This window comes from Pseudobacter sp., from assembly GCF_051955275.1.
GTDB lineage: Bacteria > Bacteroidota > Bacteroidia > Chitinophagales > Chitinophagaceae > Pseudobacter.
This window is the reverse complement of sequence record NZ_JBQCGW010000130.1, coordinates 18,484-35,902: the sequence shown is the minus strand read 5'-3', so window position 1 is coordinate 35,902 and position 17,419 is coordinate 18,484. Positions and strand designations below refer to the sequence as shown.

At 48.0% G+C, this 17,419-nt stretch carries 19 protein-coding genes; 12 read left to right on the top strand and 7 right to left on the bottom strand.

What is annotated here, in order from left to right:
* Window positions 1-154: 154 nt before the first annotated feature.
* Complete coding sequence (locus ACTHMC_RS11105; protein WP_440413188.1) at window positions 155-565, bottom strand: OsmC family protein; 411 nt, start codon at window positions 563-565, stop codon at window positions 155-157.
* Between the two features lie 34 nt (window positions 566-599).
* Here ACTHMC_RS11105 and ACTHMC_RS11100 point away from each other — a divergent pair, with 34 nt between their 5' ends.
* From ACTHMC_RS11100 to ACTHMC_RS11080, 5 genes are all read left to right on the top strand, one after another.
* Complete coding sequence (locus tag ACTHMC_RS11100) at window positions 600-932, top strand: tRNA-binding protein (RefSeq protein WP_440413187.1); 333 nt, start codon at window positions 600-602, stop codon at window positions 930-932.
* A gap of 11 nt (window positions 933-943) precedes the next feature.
* Window positions 944-1,444 (top strand): methylated-DNA--[protein]-cysteine S-methyltransferase, encoded by a 501-nt coding sequence (locus ACTHMC_RS11095; RefSeq protein WP_440413186.1) that lies wholly within the window; start codon window positions 944-946, stop codon window positions 1,442-1,444.
* 65 nt (window positions 1,445-1,509) lie between these two features.
* A complete protein-coding gene (locus tag ACTHMC_RS11090) occupies window positions 1,510-2,511 on the top strand; it encodes a YhdH/YhfP family quinone oxidoreductase (RefSeq protein ID WP_440413185.1) in 1,002 nt (333 codons plus the stop codon).
* Window positions 2,511-3,578, top strand: coding sequence for a 2Fe-2S iron-sulfur cluster-binding protein (locus ACTHMC_RS11085; RefSeq protein WP_440413184.1), 1,068 nt, complete (start codon window positions 2,511-2,513; stop codon window positions 3,576-3,578). Before ACTHMC_RS11090 ends, ACTHMC_RS11085 begins: the two co-directional genes overlap by 1 nt.
* A gap of 37 nt (window positions 3,579-3,615) precedes the next feature.
* A complete protein-coding gene (locus tag ACTHMC_RS11080) occupies window positions 3,616-4,014 on the top strand; it encodes a hypothetical protein (protein WP_440413183.1) in 399 nt (132 codons plus the stop codon).
* Between the two features lie 25 nt (window positions 4,015-4,039).
* Here ACTHMC_RS11080 and ACTHMC_RS11075 read toward each other — a convergent pair whose 3' ends face one another.
* A complete protein-coding gene (locus tag ACTHMC_RS11075) occupies window positions 4,040-4,525 on the bottom strand; it encodes a cytidine deaminase (protein ID WP_440413182.1) in 486 nt (161 codons plus the stop codon).
* 1 nt (window position 4,526) lies between these two features.
* Window positions 4,527-6,032 carry a signal peptidase I gene (gene lepB / locus ACTHMC_RS11070; RefSeq protein ID WP_440413181.1) on the bottom strand — a complete coding sequence of 502 codons (1,506 nt, stop codon included), beginning with the start codon at window positions 6,030-6,032 and terminating at the stop codon, window positions 4,527-4,529.
* A 225-nt stretch (window positions 6,033-6,257) separates the two neighbouring features.
* Here lepB and ACTHMC_RS11065 point away from each other — a divergent pair, with 225 nt between their 5' ends.
* Window positions 6,258-7,133: a MerR family transcriptional regulator gene (locus ACTHMC_RS11065; protein ID WP_440413180.1), complete on the top strand. Its 876-nt coding sequence runs from the start codon at window positions 6,258-6,260 to the stop codon at window positions 7,131-7,133.
* Window positions 7,134-7,137: 4 nt separating this feature from the next.
* On the opposite strand, the gene ACTHMC_RS11060 is transcribed toward ACTHMC_RS11065, so the two are convergent.
* Window positions 7,138-8,301: a sigma-54-dependent transcriptional regulator gene (locus ACTHMC_RS11060; protein ID WP_440413179.1), complete on the bottom strand. Its 1,164-nt coding sequence runs from the start codon at window positions 8,299-8,301 to the stop codon at window positions 7,138-7,140.
* Window positions 8,302-8,376: 75 nt separating this feature from the next.
* On the opposite strand from ACTHMC_RS11060, the gene ACTHMC_RS11055 reads away from it, so the two are divergent.
* Together ACTHMC_RS11055 and ACTHMC_RS11050 are read left to right on the top strand one after the other, a co-directional pair.
* Entirely contained in the window at window positions 8,377-9,150 is a 774-nt protein-coding gene (locus ACTHMC_RS11055; RefSeq protein ID WP_440413178.1) for a DUF4846 domain-containing protein, read from the top strand.
* A 359-nt stretch (window positions 9,151-9,509) separates the two neighbouring features.
* The gene (locus tag ACTHMC_RS11050; protein ID WP_440413177.1) at window positions 9,510-9,818 is read left to right on the top strand and encodes a hypothetical protein; all 309 of its coding nucleotides are present in this window, start codon (window positions 9,510-9,512) and stop codon (window positions 9,816-9,818) included.
* A gap of 82 nt (window positions 9,819-9,900) precedes the next feature.
* Here ACTHMC_RS11050 and ACTHMC_RS11045 read toward each other — a convergent pair whose 3' ends face one another.
* Window positions 9,901-10,887 carry a pyruvate dehydrogenase complex E1 component subunit beta gene (locus ACTHMC_RS11045; RefSeq protein WP_440413176.1) on the bottom strand — a complete coding sequence of 329 codons (987 nt, stop codon included), beginning with the start codon at window positions 10,885-10,887 and terminating at the stop codon, window positions 9,901-9,903.
* Window positions 10,888-11,046: 159 nt separating this feature from the next.
* Between ACTHMC_RS11045 and ACTHMC_RS11040 the strand changes: the two genes are divergently transcribed.
* The 4 genes from ACTHMC_RS11040 to ACTHMC_RS11025 all read left to right on the top strand — a co-directional run bounded on the left by ACTHMC_RS11040 (window position 11,047) and on the right by ACTHMC_RS11025 (window position 14,795).
* A complete protein-coding gene (locus ACTHMC_RS11040; RefSeq protein ID WP_440413175.1) occupies window positions 11,047-12,189 on the top strand; it encodes an acyltransferase family protein in 1,143 nt (380 codons plus the stop codon).
* Window positions 12,186-13,211, top strand: a complete 1,026-nt coding sequence (locus ACTHMC_RS11035; protein ID WP_440413174.1) for a sensor histidine kinase — start codon at window positions 12,186-12,188, stop codon at window positions 13,209-13,211. The genes ACTHMC_RS11040 and ACTHMC_RS11035 overlap by 4 nt, the downstream gene beginning before the upstream one ends.
* 5 nt (window positions 13,212-13,216) lie before the next feature.
* Window positions 13,217-13,927 (top strand): LytR/AlgR family response regulator transcription factor, encoded by a 711-nt coding sequence (locus ACTHMC_RS11030; protein ID WP_440413173.1) that lies wholly within the window; start codon window positions 13,217-13,219, stop codon window positions 13,925-13,927.
* 379 nt (window positions 13,928-14,306) lie between these two features.
* Window positions 14,307-14,795, top strand: coding sequence for a hypothetical protein (locus tag ACTHMC_RS11025; RefSeq protein ID WP_440413172.1), 489 nt, complete (start codon window positions 14,307-14,309; stop codon window positions 14,793-14,795).
* A 68-nt stretch (window positions 14,796-14,863) separates the two neighbouring features.
* Here the strand turns inward: ACTHMC_RS11025 and ACTHMC_RS11020 are convergent, their stop codons facing one another.
* Both ACTHMC_RS11020 and ACTHMC_RS11015 read right to left on the bottom strand, forming a co-directional pair.
* Window positions 14,864-15,961, bottom strand: coding sequence for a redoxin domain-containing protein (locus ACTHMC_RS11020; RefSeq protein WP_440413171.1), 1,098 nt, complete (start codon window positions 15,959-15,961; stop codon window positions 14,864-14,866).
* Window positions 15,962-15,971: 10 nt separating this feature from the next.
* Entirely contained in the window at window positions 15,972-17,411 is a 1,440-nt protein-coding gene (locus ACTHMC_RS11015) for a RagB/SusD family nutrient uptake outer membrane protein (RefSeq protein WP_440413170.1), read from the bottom strand.
* Between the last annotated feature and the right edge of the window lie 8 nt (window positions 17,412-17,419).

Here is a 17,419-nt window from a genome sequence, read left to right as displayed (position 1 = left end):
TTGTACATGCCGCAAAGAGAAGCTCCGGACCGAATGACGAACAACCGTTCATTTCATTCGGTCCGGAGCTTCCTGTATTTTCTACCGGACGGATCATACATTTCACAAAAACTTAATCAGCAAATGCCTGATCTCCGGGTGATAAAGCAATGCATCAAGCGAGTGTAGCCTCGGTAGTGATGGTCACGTTGAGGGCCTTGCTCACCGGGCAATTCTGCTCAGCGTCTTTAACTGCTTCCTGGAATTTGTCGGCAGTGATCCCGGGAACCGATGCTTTCACTACCAGGTGTGAAGTTGTGATCACGCCATTGTCGAGTGTAATGGTGGAGGTAGTTTCGAGGCTGTCAGGCGTGAAACCTGCACCACCAAGTACGAAAGCGAGCTTCATGGTAAAGCAGCCTGCATGTGCAGCCGCGATCAGCTCTTCAGGGTTGGTGCCAACACCTTCTTCGAACCTTGATTTGTAAGAATACTGGGTCTTATTGAGGGTAGTGCTTTGAGTGGTGAGATGTCCGCTGCCTTCTTTTCCGGAGCCGTTCCAAACGGCTGTGCCTGTTCTTTTCATAATATTTGTCGTTTATTTGATTAAAATAAATGTGATGAATATAACCTGGGATGATTTTGAAAAAATCGATATGCGTATCGGAACGATCATGGAAGTTACAGATTTTCCCAAAGCGAAAAAGCCTGCCTACCAAATTACAGTGGATTTCGGGGAACTGGGACTTAAAAAAACATCCGCCCAGATCACGGCCCTGTATGACCGTGAAAGCCTGATCGGGCGGCAGGTAGTGGCTATCGTGAATTTTCCTCCCAAGCAGATCGCTAATTTTTTCAGCGAGTGCCTGATCATGGGAGTTTACACTGATAAAAAAGATGTAGTTTTATTACAACCCGAACGGAAAGTGGAAAACGGCTGGAAGATCGGGTAAGCATCGCCCCGATGCCTGCCACATTCACCACATATTACCAGAGCCCCGTGGGTTTACTCCGCTTGTCGGGTACGGAACATTATCTCAGTGAACTTCATTTTATAGATAACGAGGAAGATGCCGGCCGTCCTGCTTCTGCAGAGCTCCCTCCCCTTGCCATACAGGTTACGGAACAACTGATAGAATATTTTCAGGGCCACCGTCGTACATTTGAGATCCCTGTGAATCAGGAAGGTACGGAATTCCAGCTGAGGGTCTGGAGTGAGCTCATGCATATCCCATACGGGAAGACCAGCAGTTACCAGGAGATGGCCAGGCGGCTGGGCGACGTAAAGACCATCCGCGCAGCTGCATCGGCCAATGGCCGGAACAATGTGGCCATCATCGTGCCCTGTCACCGGGTGATCGGCTCAAACGGTGAACTGGTGGGGTATGCTGGTGGATTGTGGCGCAAGAAATGGCTGCTTGCACTGGAGAACAGGATAGCCAACGGTGTGCAAACCCTTTTCTGAGCGGGTTTCAGGCAGGTCTGAATTTTGCAGTTAAATCTAAAAAATCAGTAAGGAGGAATAAGTTTATGCCATTCAAAGCACTATGGATCACGGAAACAGCAGAAGGAACTTTCGAAAGGAAAATCGTTGAAAGACTTATAGATGACCTGCCTCCCGGCGAAGTGGTTATCCGGGTCCAGTATTCGGCACTCAATTATAAGGATGCTCTATCCGCCACCGGTAATAAGGGCATCACCCGGAAATACCCGCATACGCCCGGTATCGATGCCGCAGGCATTGTGGAGATCAGCAGAAGCGAACTCTTTACGGTAGGTGAAGAAGTGATCGTTACCGGGTACGACCTGGGCATGAACACCTGCGGTGGTTTCGGCGAATACATCCGTGTACCGGCCGCCTGGGTGGTACGTAAACCGGATGGTTATACGCTCCGGGAATGCATGATCCTGGGTACAGCGGGCTTCACAGCCGCCTCTGCCCTGTTCAAGATGGAACTGATGGGGCAAAACCCTCAGATGGGCCCCATAGTGGTCACAGGTGCTACCGGCGGCGTTGGCAGCATGGCTGTTGCCATTCTCAGCAAGGCGGGGTACGAGGTGATCGCCATTACCGGCAAACCCAATGCTGAAGGTTATCTCACAACATTAGGCGCTTCACAGATCCAGTCACGCGAATGGGTATACGATACTACCGGCAAAGCCCTGCTGCGCGGACAGTGGGCAGGCGCAATTGATACCGTAGGTGGTAATACACTCGCTACGCTCCTCAAAGGCTGTTTTATAGAAGGCAGTATAGTAAGCACCGGGCTTGTTGGCAGTTCACAACTGGCCACCACCGTGTATCCCTTCATCCTGAATGGTGTAAGCCTGCTGGGTGTGGGATCAGCGGAAACTCCGATGGTGCGCCGGATGGCCATCTGGGACAAACTCAGCACCACCTGGAATGTGAAGGATAAGCTCCATGCCATTGCCAAAGAAGTAAGTCTTGAAGACCTCAACACCACCTATATTGATGCTATCCTGGATGGGAAAACCATGGGACGTGTGGTTGTTAAACTCGCTGATAAATAATGAAGGATTTCCTGGAACTGGTTGTTAAAGAAGTGGTACCTGAAACAAGAGAAGCCAAAACCTTTGTGCTGGAAAATGTTGATGGTACTTCATTCAATTATGAAGCAGGACAATTCCTCACCCTGGTTCTGGACTACAACGGGCATGAAGTGCGTCGCTCCTACTCCATGGGCTCCGCGCCTGGCATAGATGATCGCTTATACATCACCGTTAAGAGAAAAGAGAACGGAGAGATCTCCCGGCATTTACTGGAGCACCTGAAGCCCGGCGATATCATTCGTGCAGTGCCTCCTTCCGGCCGTTTCACTATTCAGATGGACGTTCCGGAAGAAAGACATTTCTTCTTTCTCGCTGCCGGCAGCGGCATCGTTCCGATATTCTCTCTGATTAAATCCTTGCTGAAAGCGAAACCCCGTTCCCATATCACGCTGCTCTACCAGAACCACGATGAGACCACTATCATTTATCACAGGGAGCTGCAATTGCTGGAAGAGCAATATCCCAAACAGTTCACCCGCATCGATCTGCTGAGTCATCCGCTGCTGCATGAGCTGCCTGCGCGCAGGCTGAACAACGGTTTGCTGGAGCAGCTCGTTGGTATCCACGAGCCCAGGCCTTTCACTCATAAAAAAGATAAGCCCGCTACCCTTTTCTACACCTGCGGCCCGCCCTCGTTCATGCGCATGGTACAGTTCACTTTGCGTGTGATGGGTTTTGACGAAGAGCAGTTATTCAAAGAACATTTTACCATTCCGGTTTTACCACCTCCTGCCCTGGTGATCGATCCTCAACCTAAAAAAGTGCAATTGCACTATAACGGTAAGGAGTATGAATACAATGTCAGCTACCCTACTTCCATTCTGCAGGCGGCACTTGACCTGAACATTGAGCTGCCTTACAGTTGCAAGGGCGGCAGATGCGCCACCTGTACCGCACGCTGTATCAGTGGTGAAGTGAAGATGAGCAATAATGAAGTGCTTACGGAGAAAGACCTGGAGAAGGGGCTGATATTGACCTGCGTTGGCTTCGCGGCAACAGATCTTCGGCTGGAGCTTGGAAGTCTGTAGAAAATTTCGTTATTTAAAGGATATACATTCCTTTTCCTTGAATACGCTTCTTCGCACATTGTTATTACTGCTAGTAGCCGGCATCGGTTACGGGTACAGGTCAGCAAAAGTTGCGGCCAGCAAGACTTTTCTGGGCATACATGAGCATGTTTACATCATTGCCGCCCTACTGCTTGGAATTGTGTTATTCGGCAGGCATTTCATAATTTACAGGAAACACAAGACAATTCAATCGATCGGTTATGATACGCTTCCCATACTCTTACTGGTGATGATTGCATTTGTCTGGATGTCTTTACTGATCGTCTCTGATGGAGTGAAGCAATCTTCTGCATTGTTTATTGCCGGTGGCGCCATGGTAATGGCATATGCACTATTACTTTTGTTTGCTGCATGGAAACATGTCAGATCAAAGCGATCTGCTCCGGGGAACTAACTGATAAATATTGACCTGGTAAAAATCACAACAACTCGTCCTGCGTAAATGCAAGTGGTAACAGGGAACTGGCTTCCGGGATCACAATGATCTTTCCTTCCATTCCTGCTAGAATCAATCTCACCGGCCTTTTCACTCTCGATTCAAACTCCTGCAAGCTCTGCCTGCAGATGCCACAGGGCGCAATCGGGTGATCACTCGGGCCATTGGGCTGCTGGTAACTGATGGCCATCGATTCGATGGGAATATTGGGATGCATGCTGGCAGCGGCGCTGAGAAGAACGCGTTCTGCGCATATCCCTGCGGGATAGCTCGCGTTCTCCTGGTTGGAACCTGCAACAATCTCACCATTGGCGAGCCTGGCCACTGCTCCAACCAGGAAATTCGAGTAAGGTGCGTAAGCATACTGACTCACAGTCCTGGCTTCATTGAGCAACCAGGCATCCTGTGGCTCCAGTTCAGCTACGGAGTCGTAAACGGTATAAGAAAACTCGTAATTTTCTGATTTCATATTAATGGATGGTCTTGAACAACCTGTTCCAGCGTACACCCTTATCCCAGCTCATCCAGATCATCCAGGCTTCTCCCACCACATGGTCTTCGGGTACAAAGCCCCAGTAGCGGCTGTCCTGTGATTTATGGCGGTTGTCACCCATCATCCAGAAATAATCCATTTTGAATGTATAGGTGTCAGCGGGTTGTCCATTTATGTAAATCTTTCCATTGCTCTCTTCCCACTCATTGCCTTCATAAATATTGATGGCCCTTTTGTAAAAGAGAATATTCTCGGGAGTAAGCTTTATGGTAGCGCCTTTCTTGGGGATCCATACTTTCCCGAAATTATCAGGCGTCCATGGATACTGGGAAGGAGCATTCGGGTAGATATCTGTTGAACCCGGAAGGATCTCTTTATCCGCGCTTACAAAACCCGGCATCTTTTTCACGATCTCCAGTTCATTCAAAGTAAGGTTGATGCGATAATCAAAGCCACCCTGTGGTTGCAGATCGGGATCGCCATCGTTTGTATTGAGCAGGATACCCTGGCTGCGCATCTCTTCCGGATCGAGGATCACGTTGTTGAAGCGGACATGATAGAAAGTGGCGGCAGTGGGGCTTACATACGCAGGTTCGTTGTTCACGAAGAGGATACCATTCTTTATTTCGATGGTATCTCCGGCAATGGCCACGCAACGTTTGATATAGTTCTCGCGCTTGTCAACAGGGCGGGTAGCAATATGGTACTGGTCCCAAACCTGGTTACGACCGAGGTCGCGCACGAGATCATAATATGTTTTCTGTGAATCCCATTCGGTGGTAAGCGTATCACCTGCAGGGAAGTTGAACACCACTACATCATTCCTTTTCACAGGGCTGGAGAACCAGCGTGTGTATGGAAGATGGATAGCTTCTGTGTAAGATTTTCCGCCTACCAGTGGCATTGTATGGTGCACAAAGGGAAATGCCAGTGGTGTATTGGGAATACGTGGGCCATAACTCAGTTTACTTACGAAAAGGAAATCATTCACCAGCAGTGTCTTTTCCATGGAGCCTGTGGGAATGGTATAGGCTTCAAACACGAAAGTGCGGATCAGCGTGGCGGCCACAATGGCAAACACGGCTGCATCCACCCACTCGCGAACAGCGGACTTGCGGTGTTTGCGGGCAGTTTCGTAACCAAGATATTTTGTGTTATCGCTGTAACCGATAAGCGGGAAATAGATAAAAGGAAGAAGAACGGCAGCAGCATGTTGAAGAAAACTGTATTTGCCGAACAGCTTGATGAACTCTACAAGGATCCAGATGCTGATGAACCAGCCGATCACCGGAATGAACTGGATCCAGAACCAGTATTTTTTGAAACGGGCAGCCTTGAGCATTTCCCAGGTATTGAGAAAAGGAACCCAGGCCTTCCAGGAAGGAATACCTGCTTTAGCGAACAGTTTTGCCAGGCCGATGGCAGGCAGCAGCACAATTAGAAGGGATATCAGGATAATAATGCTCAGATCATGTAAACTCATGCTGTCTTTATTTATAGAGAATCTTACAAAATTACCACTCCGCCACAGGTTGGCGGGAGGATAAAAACCAATTATTTGCTAAAATAACGCTATATCCTGTATCACCAAAGCCTGATTGTGAAGGTAATACTTACCCCCTGGCCATTGGTTTGCAGGCAATACCGGGGATAAACAGAATTTGTCCATTCACATTAGTTGTAATAAATTCCGCCCTGTTACATTATTATGAACATTTTTTCCATTCGGGATATCGAGAATATGACGGGCATCAAGGCCCATACCCTGCGCATCTGGGAGCAACGCCACAATATCTTCAATCCAAAAAGAAAGGAGAGCAAGCACCGTTTCTACGATTGTGAGGACCTGAAATATATCCTTCGTGTTGCTTATCTGTATAACCGCGGCATCAAGATAAGCCGGATCGCGGGTATGACCCAGGAAGAGATCCGCGAGCGTGCGCTGGAGCTGCAGCCCGACAGTGAGAATTACGAAATTTATGTGAACCAGCTGACGGAGGCCGCACTTGATTTTGATCAGCCCCTGTTCGAAAAGATCCTGAACACGCTCTTACTCCATGCGGGTTTTGAACGGAGCATGTTCAATGTGGTCTTTCCCCTGCTGAAGCATATCGGCCTGCTCTGGCTGGCGGGTAAGGCCCATCCCTGCCAGGAACATTTCGCCAGCGCCCTTATCATCAAAAAAATTCATTTGTCTATCGACGGACTCGATTGTCCGGCCCATGTAAATACAAAAAGGAAAGTGTTGCTTTTTACACCGGAAATGGAATTCCATGAAATTTCCATTCTCTTCATGCAGTACCTGCTGAAGAAGCAGGGCGTACCAACAATATATGTGGGAAGGAATGCTTCGCTGGAAGTATTGCAGGGCGTAGCAGATTCTCAGAAAGGAATTACACAGGTGTATTTTCACCTGGTGACCAACCTGATCCGCTGCGATCTTAAAACCTATCTGCAGAGAATATCTGCGATGTTTCCATCGCAGCAGATCTATTTTTCATCCAGCAGTCTGGTGCATTCCATTCCGCCGAACGTGAAACTGCTCAACGGAAAGGAAGCACTCCTGAATTTCGCTGCTGTATGATCGGTTATTTTCGTGGTAACACATATGCATAAACGTCCTCAGCCGTGATATTCTTTCCGGAAAGGATGATCAGGCGTTCCACCACGTTCCTGAGCTCACGGATATTACCGGTCCAGTTATGGGTTTTCAGCGCATCCAGTGCATCGGGATCGATGGACTTTTTAGCGATGCCATAATCGGAGCATACATCGGACAGGAATTTGTCTACCAGTAAAGGAATATCATCACGGCGATCATTAAGCGATGGCACGTGGATGATGATCACACTGAGGCGGTGGTAAAGATCGAGACGGAAGTTCTTATCATCCACTTCCGTAAGCAGGTCCTTGTTGGTGGCCGCTATCACACGAACATCCACACTGATATCTTTATCGCCACCCACACGGGTGATCTTGCCTTCCTGCAATGCACGCAGTACTTTGGCCTGTGCATTCAGGCTCATATCCCCAATCTCGTCCAGGAAGAGAGTGCCGCCATGCGCCTGCTCAAATTTTCCGATCCTTTGTTTAACGGCGGAGGTGAAAGAGCCTTTTTCATGACCGAAGAGTTCGCTCTCGATCAGCTCACTGGGGATGGCCGCACAGTTCACTTCAATGAGCGGACCGGTGGCGCGGTTGCTCTTTTCGTGCACCCAGCGTGCTACCAGCTCCTTACCTACCCCGTTCTCTCCCGTTACCAGGATTCGGGCATCGGTGGGGGCTACTTTATCGATGGTCTCTTTGATGCGTACAATGGGACCGGACTCCCCGATCATTTCATCCACCTTGCTCACTTTTCGTTTGAGCACTTTGGTTTCAGCCACCAGGTTGGTTTTGTCGGTGGCATTGCGGATGGTGATGAGCAGCCTGTTGAGGTCCGGTGGTTTGGCGATATAATCATAGGCGCCTTTCTTTACAGCTTCCACGGCGGTTTCAATGGTACCATGACCGGAGATCATGATCACCGGTACGTCCGGGTTGGCTTCACGGGCCTTGTCGAGGAACTCGATGCCATCCAGTTTGGGCATCTTGATATCACAGAGCACCACGTCGAAGGTCTTTTCCTTGAACTTCTTCAATCCTTCTTCTCCGTCACTTGCTTCTTCAATCTTATAGCCCTCATAGCTGAGGATCTCAGAGAGTGTTTTGCGGATCGCTTTTTCGTCGTCGATGATTAAAATATTTGACATAATAATTAACAGGTTAATGCTGTGGAATAATGCCGGTTAATGATCCTTCAGGGTGCGTAAAAATAACGAACCTCCATGAAGCAGAAGCTCTTCTACCTATCAATTATTTTGCCGGTTTTGTTGTGCTGCCAGGATGCAGGCACCACCCCCCGGCCCCGTATAAATTCCATTCAATCAAAGCCGCTACCGGCAAAGGTTTCAGACATTCAGCCTCCGGAAGGCTGTAAGCGGGTGGGCGGTGAGAGACCTGATTTTGCCACCTGGCTGCGGAATATCCCGGTCAGAAAAGACAATACCGTGTATCTCTACAATGGTAAGCCGAAGAGTTACCAGGGAGCCCAGTTTGTGGTGCTGGACCTGCCTGTAGGGAAAAAGGACCTGCAGCAATGCGCCGATGCCGTGATGCGTCTCCGCGCTTCCTGGCTGTACAGTGAGGGGCGTTATTCCGAGATCAGGTTCTCCGATAACAACGGACGGATGTATGCCTGTCCGCCCAGGCCTGATTCCATCGCTTTCGAGAGGTACCTGGAAACGGTCTTTGCCTATTGCGGCACCCTTTCTCTCGCTCAGCAATTACGCGCCACCAGGTGGAAGGACCTGCAGCCCGGCGATGTATTGATCCGTGGTGGCTCTCCCGGACATGCCGTAATAGTGATGGATGTGGCAGTGAATGATTTGGGACACAAATATTATATGCTGGCCCAGAGCTATATGCCTGCGCAAAGCATCCATATTCTGAGAAATCCGGCAGACCCTGAAGGCGGACCCTGGTATGATGCCGGACAGACTAACGAACTCATTACCACTCCGGAATGGAGTTTCCGTAAAGCCGAACTGAAGACCTGGTAAACCGTAAAAAATGCAGCAATCTGTTAGTAAAACTCCCTTGCACAAACGAAGGCGGTTTATTAATTTAGTGCTGTTAAGAATCGAAATCCTTTGAAAACAATTATTAACCCCAAGAAATCCTTATGAAAGCACACCAATTGAGCGTTCAGCCACAACCACGTGTTGGCAAGGTTGTTATGAGATTGACATTATTAGGCGGAATTGTACTGGGATGCGTGTATGCATTCCTCTTACTGTGTTCATCCGCTTTCAAGATCTTAGAATAGCAGGTCTGACATATCAGCAAGCAAAACATGCCGGGATGCGAAGCAGCTTCGGCATGTTTCTATTTATAACCACCAATAACCCGTAAGCATCCCATGTTAAACCCTCAGTACAAATTGTACATTAATGATGTGTGGCTGGAATCATTGTTCCCCGCAGAGTATTACAACAACAAACGAGTTTTCTTTTCAACAGGCGCCAGGAGGTTTTTTACGGTTTACCAGGTATTGAGGACGGGAGATTTCAAGCTGACCATTGTGAATGATGCCACCCTGGAGAGGCTGGTGGTGAATAGTGCGGATGGGTTTAAAGAATGGGTGGGACAAGAGTATCCGAATTTTCTGAATTGTCTGGATACAACGGAATGGGGTGATCCGGTGGAGTCTAAGTTGCAACCAATCTGATGCTAACAGTAATCCGTAAACGTATTAAAGCAAAAATCCCGGAATGATCCGGGATTTTTTATTGGGTGCTGACAATTTCTGATTATTTTTTCATGTACATTACCTCTTTCACCAGTTTAACGGTGCGGGGAACGTCAGGAAGGGCGGCGGCCACGAGGTTGGGCGCGTAGTGCAGCGGAGCATCGGCGGCAGTGATACGGCGGATCGGAGCATCCAGGTAGTCGAAACCTTCTTTCTGGATACGGTAGGCGATCTCGGCAGAAACACCACACATGGGCCACTGCTCTTCAACGATCACCAGGCGGTTGGTCTTTTTAACGCTTTCGAGGATGGTGAACCAGTCGAGCGGACGGATCGTACGCAGGTCGATCACCTCTGCACTGATGCCTTCTTTTTCAAGTTCAGCGGCAGCGCCGAGTGCCACTTTCATCATTTTATTGAAGCTCACGATGGTAACATCGTTACCCGGTTTCTTGATATCAGCCTTTCCGATCTCGATGATGTATTCTTCCTCAGGAACTTCGCCTTTTTCGCCATACATCACTTCACTTTCCATGAAAACAACAGGGTCGTTGTCACGGATAGCTGCTTTCAGCAGGCCTTTTGCATCGTATGGGTTGGAGGGGGAAATCACTTTGATGCCGGGGATATTGGCATAGTAGCTTTCAAAAGCGGTAGAGTGCTGAGCGCCGAGCTGTCCGGCAGAACCGTTTGCTCCACGGAAAACGATCGGGCAACTGATCTGCCCGCCACTCATGGCCAGCATCTTGGAAGCTGTATTCAGGATCTGGTCCAGCGCCAGTACAGCGAAGTTCCAGGTCATATACTCAACAATCGGACGGAGTCCATTCTGAGCGGCTCCCACTGCGATACCAGTGAAGCCCAATTCTGCGATCGGGGTGTCGATTACGCGCTTGGGGCCGAATTCATCCAGCATGCCCTGGCTTACTTTGTATGCACCGTTGTACTCAGCAACTTCCTCTCCCATCAGAAATACATTCTGATCCCTTCTCATCTCTTCGCTCATTGCTTCACGCAGTGCATCACGAAATGCTATTGTTCTTGCCATCCGGTATTATGGTTTTAAAGAGTGGCAAAATTATCGCTTGGAGGGGAGATAAACAAATCGTACACAATACATTTTCGGGTTGTCAGCCCAAACCATCCAGTGGTCAACTAAATTTTAATCCCCCTCACCCCCCGGCTAAGTTTGCTGAAACAACCAACTATGCAAATCCACAGCTCCCGCCAGGCCTGGCTCGACTGGCTCCGGATCCTCGCCATCCTGGGCGTTCTCTTCTTCCATTCCGCCATGCCTTATGTGGCCGAATGGGGCTGGCACCTCAAGAATAAAGAAACCAGTAATCTGCTGATGGAGCTGAATTTCTGGCTCAGCCGGTTCCGGATGCCCCTGCTTTTCTTCGTTTCCGGGGCCGTTGCCTGGTTCATATTACAAAAAAACAGTGGAGCTGCCTTTATCGCGCTCCGCTTCAAAAGGCTTTTCATTCCCCTTGTGGCGGGTATCCTGATTGTGGTTCCGCCACAGGTATACCTGGAAAGGGTTAGCCAGGGGTATACCGGTAGCTTTTGGGACTTCTACCCTTCCATTTTCAGGTTCGAGCCTTATCCTTCCGGAAATTTCAGCTGGCACCATCTCTGGTTCATCGTTTACCTTTTTTTATATGATGTGCTGTTCACGCCATTTTTTACCTGGCTGATCCGGAAATCAAAGGATGCAGGATCGATCCTTTTCTTCGACCGGCTGTCCCAGGGTGCCTGGGTTTACCTGCTGATACTGCCCGGAACCCTGATCTTCACTTTCCTTGCGCCCCTGTTTCCCGGTACCAATGATCTTATTCATGATTATTGTAATTTCTTCTATTGGCTTTGTTTCTTACTGGTGGGCTTTGTCTGTATGTGCTTTCCGGCACTGACCGGTAGCCTGGAACGTAACCGCAGGTTTTCACTGGCGCTTGCGTTTGTGAGTATAGTGCTGATCAACTATTTCAGATGGAATGGACTGGATGATGATATCACCTCTCCTTTCTATACTGCACTATATGCTTTTACGGCCTATTTATGGGTGTTTACACTGGTAGGATATGGAAAGAAATACCTGAACAGGCCGCATCCGTCTTTGCGATACCTCAACCAGACCGTTTACCCGTTTTATATTCTGCATCAGACCGTGATCGTGATCCTGACCTTCTATGTGATCCGCACCACGGATACCATTCTCCTGAAATACGGGTTCACTGTTTTGCTGACGTTTTTGATTAGTATAATTTTAATACATGTATTCATCAGGCCGTTCGGGTTCAGCCGCTGGTTATTCGGAATGAAGAATACTACCTTAAAACAACCTGAATGAAATGGATCTGGAAATTGGCATTATCCGTGGTATTCGGCCTCCTGATTTATTTTACCATCAGGGTGGTAACTGATACTACAGAAGGCACCCGGTTCTGGCAGCGCCCCTGGCAGCAGAATTTCATCGAGATCCTTTTCGTTACCGGTACAACCTGTATCACATTACCTGTACTGAACTGGCTGGTGCTTCGCTTCAGCCGGCAGGCAGCCGTCTTTCATGCAAACATTGTGATCCGTGAATTCAGTATCATTTTGCTGGTTGCCCTGCTGAGTGTGAACCCGATGTTCTTCCTGATCCACTACCTGTTGAACGATCCCGTGAACTGGAGCAATTTCAGCATCGCCAATATTGTAGTGATCCTGTACATACTGTTATATTATGCCATTGCCCGCGGGAATAAATTCGTTCAGGCTTATATCCGGCAACAGCTGAAACTGGAACGCATCACCAATGACCAGTTACAGACCGAGCTGAAATTCCTGAAAGCACAGTACCATCCGCATTTTCTTTTCAATGCCTTGAATACAATTTATTTTCAGATGGATGAAGACCTTCCGGGCGCCAAACAAAGTATCGAGCAGTTCAGCGGATTACTGCGTTATCAGTTGTATGATCAGCAGCAGTTGGTACCAGTCATACGGGAGCTTGAATACCTGCAACAGTTCATCAACCTGCAAAAACTACGGAGCTCCGAAAAGCTGAGGTTGAATTGTAAATTTGATGAAAGACTGCAGCAGCAACAACTCTACCCTTTACTCCTGTTGCCACTGGTGGAGAATGCATTTAAATATGCTGGAGGCAACCTGACCATCGAAATCACTGCCCGGCTTACGGAAGGCAAACTTCATTTTGAAGTGATCAATTCATTGGCGGACCTTGTTCCTGCACAGACAAACGCCGGAGGTATCGGGCTGGAAAATGTAAAAAGAAGGCTTGATCTGCTGTATCCAGGTATGGCATTGCTTGATACGGTAAAAGATTCAGACAGATTTATTGCAACATTGCAGCTACCATTAGAATAGAAAGTATGTCCACTCCCATCAGATGCATCATTACAGACGACGAACCCATTGCCCGCAAAGGCTTGCAGGGGTATATCAGTAAGGTGAATTTCCTTTCGCTTTCGGGCGTGTGCGAAGATGCTTTGCAACTGAACGGGTTGCTGAAACAGCAGCCTGCTGACCTGCTTTTCCTGGATATAGAAATGCCTTATTTATCCGGGATAGATTTTTTGAAGAATGCCAGTAACCCTCCCCGTGTGATCTTTACTACGGCGTATGATCAATATGCACTGAAGGGTTATGAGCTGGATGTGCTGGATTATCTCCTGAAACCCATTTCATTTGAGCGTTTCCTGAAAGCGGCCAATAAAGCGTATGACTATTTCCGCTTGCTGCAACGGGCTGAGCCGGCAGATTTTGTTTTTGTGAAGGCTGATAATAAACTGGAAAAGGTCTTTTATGCCGATATCCTTTTTGCTGAAGCAATGGAAAACTATGTGGGCATTTACACTCGTGAAAGAAAGCTTATCATTCATTCCACTTTGAAGGCCTTGCAGGAAAGCCTGCCTGCGGGTCAATTCATCCAACCTCATAAGTCGTACCTGGCGAACCTGGAAGCGATCCGGGCCATTGAAGGAAATATACTGCATATTGAGCAGTACCAGGTGCCTGTATCCAAATATCTGCGGGATGCGGTAATGGAAAAGATCATCAATAACCGCCTGTTGAAGAAATAAACGGCAGGGTAATGCTTACCAATGCGGGCTCACACACTACTAATGCAGCCGGTTTCAGGGGAACTGTTGTCTGATGCCCGGAAATGCCCGTTGGTTGATTAAGTTTCCGGTGCTGTAGATGGATGGCTACTTTTAGCATGTGCATGAGGAAAACTGTTCTGATACTACTTAAGGAACAATTCCTGACGTAGCACAATCTAATAACAATACAGTCAGTTTTTTACCGGCGGATATTTCCATATCCGCCTTCGTGTTTGGGAAACCTCCCCTAAATCCCTCCTCCTCTACTTCTAACACATTGAATTTCTTTTATCTTTGTAATGTCCAGTAGAACTGGTATCAGATTTGCATCTCATTTAATCACAAAAACAAGACGACTATGAAAAGATTTAAGTTGTTAGCCGCAGCCTCCCTGAGCCTGGTTCTGTTCTTCACAGCCTGTTCCCCCAGTAAGGTAGCAAGTCCTGATGGAGCCAAGGTAGACCTGAAAGGTACCTGGACGGTGAGCAATATTGACCTGGATGGTGTTTCCAAGACCGGATTTAAAGTAACTGTATTTGATGATGCGCCTTACACCTGTTATGTAGGCAGTCAGTGGAACCTGGTGCCTAATGGAAATGGTTCTTATACTGTTCCGGCGGGATCAGAGTGCACGGGTGGACAAAGAAATATTTACTGGAGCGTTCAGACCATTGGTGGTGTGAAATATTTCCAGTTCAAGAACCTGGGAACAGGTGTTAAACCGAACAAAGTAACAGATGGGTACAGGCTGGAGCTGAAATCCCTGACAGCAAATTCCATGATGTTGCAGAGTGCGGTGAATTTTGAGGGGAAAACGGTTTATATTAATTATTCGTTTACGAGGTAAGCGGAGATTGAATAAAATGGAAACGGTGTGCAGTGGAAATTGCACACCGTTTTTTGTTACCCCCTGTTTTATCTCAAAATCCCTTCCAGCAATTTCTCCAATTCTTTTCCATGGATATTCTTCGCAATAATCACCCCATTGGGATCCAGCAGATAGGTTGTTGGTACGCCGGTGATCTGGTACAGATCTGCGGCTGGGTTCTTCTTTTTCAGATCCGAAACCTGCAACCAGCTTAGCTTATCGTCATGCACCGCTTTCAGCCATGCATCCCGTTTGGTATCTACCGATACTCCGAGAATAGTGAAATTCCTGTCTTTCAGATCAGCATACAAACGAACCAGCTCTTTATTGTCTGCCCGGCAGGGTTTGCACCAGGATGCCCAGAAATCAACCAGCACATAACGACCGCGCAGGGAGGAAAGACTGTATTCCTTTCCGCTGCTGTCCGGCTGACTGAAATCAGGCGCCAACATACCAGGCAGGAGCATGCGCTTTTTGTTCAGGGAATTCAGCAACTCCTCTCCTTTCTTACTATTCCGCAATCCGGCTTCCAGTCCACTGAATAGCATCAATAAAGAATCGAAGCCTTTAACTGTTTCTGTTTCATTTCCCATATACCGGATGGCATTAAGGCTAACCAGGGAAGCAGGATGTTCTTTAATGAAACGTTGGTTTGCTGCTGCCATTTCCTTCTTCAGTGAAGTCATTTGGGGATCCTGTTTCCTGTCTGATCTGTCAGGCAGGGTTTCTGCCTGTTGCATGGCTTTAGCACGCAAAGGCTGCATCAGCGCATCGTAATGCTGTAAATCAGTATTCAGTACTGATCCTGATGTGACCGCATTTTTCATGGAATCCTTACTGCTGAACAAAACAGTACCGGGATCGATATAAAACATCAGTTCGTCGTAAGGCCATTTAATAGGGTTTCCATCCCTGCTGAGAAAAAGAGAAGCCATCAATGGTTCTGTCACCCGGCCTTTGAACTGGAAATTTCCTTTTTTCAGGGTAACGGAATCGATAACCGGCCCATCCTGTGTAGCATACCGGAGGTATACTTTTGCAGGCGAATTCAATGCTCCGATCTTACCCTTCAATATAAATGGTTTCGTTTGTGCATTACTGTTATACCATGTAACACACAGCATTATTATTATCGGCAATCTCATGGCTTATAATTTATTGTGGGTCGTATCCATTGTTCTGCGTCAGTTTGGGGTTGACAGCTATTTCGGTGAGAGGGAGCGGAAGAATAGTGTCATTCTTATTCCAGTTACCTCCTTTCTGCGCAGTGATACCTGTTGCACCACTCATCAGGGCATCCAGTGCGCCTGTACGTTTGAGATCGAACCAGCGATGTCCCCATTCTGTGAAGAGCTCAACCTGGCGTTCGTGCTGAATGGCTTTCAGTACGGAGTTCTTATCAGTTGGACCGTTGTAATCATCAAGGTTAGCCCTGTCGCGGATCTCGTTGAGGTCATCCAGGGCTGTTGCCTTGTCCTGCTGTGCACGAGCTTCCGCACGGATCAGGTATTGTTCTGCCAGTCTCAGCACCATGAAATATTCTGTCACTGCTGAACTTCTTTCACTGTTCTTGTATTTGGAAGCGAAATTGTAAATGGTAGTACCTGTATTGTAACTCCCCACCCATCCGGTTTTGCGGGCATCACCTGTTTCAAACGCATTGAACAACCAGTTGGTCATGCTGTTATGAAAGGATATGCCAGGCGTTGTACGAAGGGTATAAAAGTATCCGTCCATGGTGTTGGTGTAGATGGGATTTGAACTTGCCAGCTGCCAGATGGCTTCCGCGCTGTTCTTCAGGAACACCCTGTTCAGGGGTAACAGCTCATAGGATGCGTTGCCGATGAGTTCGGTTGCCTGAAGCTCTGCGTTCCTCCAGTCCTGCAGGTATAGATAGACCCGCGCCAGCATGGCTGTGGCGGCAGCCCTGTTCGGTCTGATCTTTTCAGTTGTCACCAGGTTGTTGGCGTCCATATATTCTTCCCTGAGCAGCTTCTTTGCTTCCAGCAGATCCTCCACGATAAGCTTGTACACTTCCGCTTGTGGACTGCGTTCCAGCCTGTTATTGATCTTGTAATCGGTAGTGGTGACGATCGGAATATTTCCATACAGGTTCACTGCATAAAAATTTATGAAGGCACGCATGAACCTGGCTTCTCCCTGCAACTGTTGTTTAACGGCAGGTTTTAAAGTGGTGGATTGCTCCACTCCTTCCAGGGTTGAATTGGAAATATAGATGTATTTGAAGAAATGTCCCCAGAAATAAGTTCCCGGGTTTGACGACAGATCATTCCTGTAAAACTGGGTGGCCGCCACACCAATGAAATGATTGTTGAGCTCATCGGCAGCAGTGGCCATGAATTTACCGATGCTCCAGGTGCCATCCGCAATATTTGCTGCGGAGTGCATGGTATTGTACAGACCAGTCATTACTGCTGTAGCTGTTTTGTCGTTAGCGAAGACCGTTGATCCTACCAGGCTGTTAGTGGGCGGCGGTACTTCCACCGCTTTCTTGCAGGCCTGAAATGCAATGCAGGAGCCAGCTACAGCAGCTGCTGCCATCTTCCTGTTTATGTTGGATATGATTGATAACATAGTAAGCT

Bases quoted from the DNA above. Each gene is read 5' to 3' on its own strand.
- lepB (WP_440413181.1), bottom strand. From the start codon at position 6,032: ATGAGTTTACATGATCTGAGCATTATTATCCTGATATCCCTTCTAATT.
- ACTHMC_RS11025 (WP_440413172.1), top strand. From the start codon at position 14,307: ATGAAAAGATTTAAGTTGTTAGCCGCAGCCTCCCTGAGCCTGGTTCTG.
- ACTHMC_RS11100 (WP_440413187.1), top strand. From the start codon at position 600: ATGAATATAACCTGGGATGATTTTGAAAAAATCGATATGCGTATCGGA.
- ACTHMC_RS11015 (WP_440413170.1), bottom strand. From the start codon at position 17,411: ATGTTATCAATCATATCCAACATAAACAGGAAGATGGCAGCAGCTGCT.
- ACTHMC_RS11040 (WP_440413175.1), top strand. From the start codon at position 11,047: ATGCAAATCCACAGCTCCCGCCAGGCCTGGCTCGACTGGCTCCGGATC.
- ACTHMC_RS11075 (WP_440413182.1), bottom strand. From the start codon at position 4,525: ATGAAATCAGAAAATTACGAGTTTTCTTATACCGTTTACGACTCCGTA.
- ACTHMC_RS11105 (WP_440413188.1), bottom strand. From the start codon at position 565: ATGAAAAGAACAGGCACAGCCGTTTGGAACGGCTCCGGAAAAGAAGGC.
- ACTHMC_RS11065 (WP_440413180.1), top strand. From the start codon at position 6,258: ATGAACATTTTTTCCATTCGGGATATCGAGAATATGACGGGCATCAAG.
- ACTHMC_RS11030 (WP_440413173.1), top strand. From the start codon at position 13,217: ATGTCCACTCCCATCAGATGCATCATTACAGACGACGAACCCATTGCC.
- ACTHMC_RS11045 (WP_440413176.1), bottom strand. From the start codon at position 10,887: ATGGCAAGAACAATAGCATTTCGTGATGCACTGCGTGAAGCAATGAGC.
- ACTHMC_RS11020 (WP_440413171.1), bottom strand. From the start codon at position 15,961: ATGAGATTGCCGATAATAATAATGCTGTGTGTTACATGGTATAACAGT.
- ACTHMC_RS11060 (WP_440413179.1), bottom strand. From the start codon at position 8,301: ATGTCAAATATTTTAATCATCGACGACGAAAAAGCGATCCGCAAAACA.
- ACTHMC_RS11090 (WP_440413185.1), top strand. From the start codon at position 1,510: ATGCCATTCAAAGCACTATGGATCACGGAAACAGCAGAAGGAACTTTC.
- ACTHMC_RS11085 (WP_440413184.1), top strand. From the start codon at position 2,511: ATGAAGGATTTCCTGGAACTGGTTGTTAAAGAAGTGGTACCTGAAACA.
- ACTHMC_RS11050 (WP_440413177.1), top strand. From the start codon at position 9,510: ATGTTAAACCCTCAGTACAAATTGTACATTAATGATGTGTGGCTGGAA.
- ACTHMC_RS11035 (WP_440413174.1), top strand. From the start codon at position 12,186: ATGAAATGGATCTGGAAATTGGCATTATCCGTGGTATTCGGCCTCCTG.
- ACTHMC_RS11095 (WP_440413186.1), top strand. From the start codon at position 944: ATGCCTGCCACATTCACCACATATTACCAGAGCCCCGTGGGTTTACTC.
- ACTHMC_RS11055 (WP_440413178.1), top strand. From the start codon at position 8,377: ATGAAGCAGAAGCTCTTCTACCTATCAATTATTTTGCCGGTTTTGTTG.